We start from the raw sequence: 2,822 nt of genomic DNA, 5'->3' as shown, positions 1-2,822 counted from the left end.
CCCCAATATTCTGGCTTGACCGAATCTTCCATGGCCAGCAACCAGGCGGCAAAATCAAATCCGGCTACTACCCGCCAAATTTGCACCTGAGCGAATTGTCGCTCTTGACGGCGACTGAACAGCCAACGATAGCTCCAGTAGCTCAAAGCCACCCAGCGCAGATAGCGACGCTTGAGCCAGCGGAGGGGATTGTGCCGAAAAGACTTGATTTCTCCAAGCATTGGTGACTTTAGTACAGATTTTGGTCGGATATAAATAATTATGACAATAATTTGCGCCATTTAACGAAATCCGCTCTAAATTCGATCGAGATTCGCGATTGCAACATGTGGTTTAGAATAGGTAGCGGGGAATCGAGTGCAGATGTAACAAACACCATTGTGACTCGGTTTGTCGATCGCTCGACCCAGCCGCAGTAAAATATCCATGACAATCGATCGTTTGGGTGTTGGCACCGTCCCATCACAGGTGGACGTCCGCTGTGGAGCAGATCGTCTAGTCCTAATGTCTAACAGTTAGCGTTTACGATTAATATGTATCAATCTTCCGCCCGCAAAAACTTTTTAGACATTCTCAGCGATCCGACGGCGATCGCCATTCTTGCTTCGATCGCGCTCCATGCCATGATTGGCAGTACTTTCCCCTTCTTCACTCAACCAGAAAAGACCGGCAAAAAAGATGCCCCCACGACTGTTAAGGTCGTAGAATTAACTCCCAGCGAGCAACAACGCATCCCGCAAATTCGACCGACGCCCAAGCCAGTAGCACCACCCGTCACGCAACCAATTCCCACCAACCGCCCTGCCGCTACCGCACCGCGCACGCCCCAATTTTCCGCCTCACCGCAAGCGATTCCGTTCTCGCCAGTCCGCAAACCCGCCACAACAGCAACTCCGAAACCAACCACACCCAAGCAGCAAGCAACACCACCAGTATTCGATCCTAATATTTTCACAGAGCCGAAACCGCAGCCATCCCCAACACCCAAAGGTACCAAACCCAAACCCAAACCAGTAGCAGTAAAACCTGCACCTACCAAACCGCAGTCCCAGCCGCAAAAGCCGAAAGTAGACGCAACACCCGCGCCAGATGTAGACCAACCGATGGACTGGAATGGTGACGGTCAGGAACCAGCTAAGCCAACAACAACTCCTCAAGCTACAAAACCAACTCAAACACCATCCCCATCTACTTCTAGTCCTAGCACGACCCCACCAGCAGCAACTCCCGCGCCTAGCAATTCAACAGGTGATGGGAACGGTAATGGCTTTTATGGGCAATACGCCAAAGCGGCTCTAGCTAAGGAATTAGAATATCGCACAAAATACAAGGATATTGTGCTGTACGATAAGCAGATTGTCGGTCAACCATACCCAGATGGAGTACCTTGTCCGAAAGTCAAACAACTGCCATTTATCGTATTGATGGTAGGGTTTGGCAAAGTTCCTGACAATAAAAATGAAAACGACCTAGTTGGTGAAACGATCTCGCCACCCCTGGAAAATGACAAAGGATTTATTGCTGGCGATCCAGATCTAATCGCAGGTAGAACCAGAGCAAATAAAACCTTAATGGATACTGCAACTACTAAAGCTTACGCAGAGGCAACTACAGCAGATCGCAATCGGCCCGTCGCCGATCGCGGTAAACCCGTTCTGTACCGTTATCGAGTGCAATTTGAGTGCAAGGCTCAATAGTTAAGCGATCGAGCCAATGTTTACAAACACAATCGAAATTTTCTCGATCGATCTACCGAACTATCGATGGGAAGATTCGGCCATTGCGCTCAACCGGATCGATCGGGTGCAAGGTTATAGTCGGACTATCTTCAGTTATCGAGGGAGTTCGATCGTGTCGATCCGCAATCAATTTGCGCCAAAACCAGCGCGTAATTTCGTAACCCACGCAACTCAAGCGATCGTGCAGAGAGTTGGCTTACTGGCAAATTCTTGCCTAAAACTGGTAGAGCCATCGCTGGTGACTGTAACCGCCAAACTTTTTGGAAAATACACGCTCGATTCCAAGTCAATCTTCGATTTAGAACAAGCAGAGAGGATAGTGGGGATCGATCGCCAAATCTTGCTGACTGCCATTGCCAATCATCAGCTTCCGGCCTGTCTGACACAAGATCGATATTATATTAAGTATAAAGATTTAGAGCGATTTGTCGATCGCTATTATTATCAAAAAAATCCGATTCTGGGTACTTACTGTGTCAGATCGCCGACTAAGTTGTAATTCATCCCTACGCGCCGATACCCAGATGCCAAGTAGTGGCGGCAAAAACGATCGCGGCAAATAGAGCGAGTAAGCCTTGGATAACTAGACCAATAACCGAGCCGAGGACGATACCCACGCCAGCCTTCACCGAAATCTTGAATCGTTCGGCTAGCTCGACCGGACGCGGATAAAGCAACTCGCCGACCACAGCACCGATAAATGGGCCAAAAAACAAGCCCACCAGGGGGCCGCCAACAGGTAACGCGGGTAACAGCCCAATGAATCCGAGCAATAAGCCGACGATCGAACCGATTTGACCCCAATGACTGGCTCCAGCCTTTTGCGCGCCGACAATGGCGGATAACTGCTCGATCGCAAAGCACATCGCCAAGACCACGCTAGAGACAATCAGGGTAATATTGACATTATCCCACCCATATAAAAGCCCTGCGCTGATCGACGCACCCAAAATCAAAATCGGCCCCGGCATCACTGGGACGACGGCTCCTACGACCCCGACTAGAGTCGTCAGCAGTAGGGCAACATAAATTAGTGTTGTAGTTGTCACGGTGGCGGGGAATTAGGATTAATTTCGCTGCTTG

At 49.6% G+C, this 2,822-nt stretch carries 4 protein-coding genes; 2 read left to right on the top strand and 2 right to left on the bottom strand.

What is annotated here, in order from left to right:
• The coding region (locus RMO84_RS01450) for a hypothetical protein (protein WP_310486669.1) at positions 1 to 221 on the bottom strand (221 nt) is incomplete at its 3' end.
• A gap of 312 nt (positions 222 to 533) precedes the next feature.
• Here RMO84_RS01450 and RMO84_RS01445 point away from each other — a divergent pair.
• Together RMO84_RS01445 and RMO84_RS01440 are read left to right on the top strand one after the other, a co-directional pair.
• Positions 534 to 1,697, top strand: coding sequence for a hypothetical protein (locus tag RMO84_RS01445; RefSeq protein WP_310486668.1), 1,164 nt, complete (start codon positions 534 to 536; stop codon positions 1,695 to 1,697).
• A 16-nt stretch (positions 1,698 to 1,713) separates the two neighbouring features.
• Positions 1,714 to 2,238: a hypothetical protein gene (locus RMO84_RS01440; protein ID WP_310486667.1), complete on the top strand. Its 525-nt coding sequence runs from the start codon at positions 1,714 to 1,716 to the stop codon at positions 2,236 to 2,238.
• Between the two features lie 7 nt (positions 2,239 to 2,245).
• Here RMO84_RS01440 and RMO84_RS01435 read toward each other — a convergent pair whose 3' ends face one another.
• Entirely contained in the window at positions 2,246 to 2,788 is a 543-nt protein-coding gene (locus tag RMO84_RS01435) for a DUF456 domain-containing protein (RefSeq protein WP_310486666.1), read from the bottom strand.
• Positions 2,789 to 2,822: the final 34 nt, after the last annotated feature.

Source organism: Chamaesiphon sp. VAR_69_metabat_338 (assembly GCF_031423935.1).
GTDB lineage: Bacteria > Cyanobacteriota > Cyanobacteriia > Cyanobacteriales > Chamaesiphonaceae > Chamaesiphon.
The sequence above is the reverse complement of the archived record's forward strand: the minus strand, read 5'-3'. Positions and strand labels throughout refer to the sequence as shown.

Bases quoted from the DNA above. Each gene is read 5' to 3' on its own strand.
- RMO84_RS01445 (WP_310486668.1), top strand. From the start codon at position 534: ATGTATCAATCTTCCGCCCGCAAAAACTTTTTAGACATTCTCAGCGAT.
- RMO84_RS01440 (WP_310486667.1), top strand. From the start codon at position 1,714: ATGTTTACAAACACAATCGAAATTTTCTCGATCGATCTACCGAACTAT.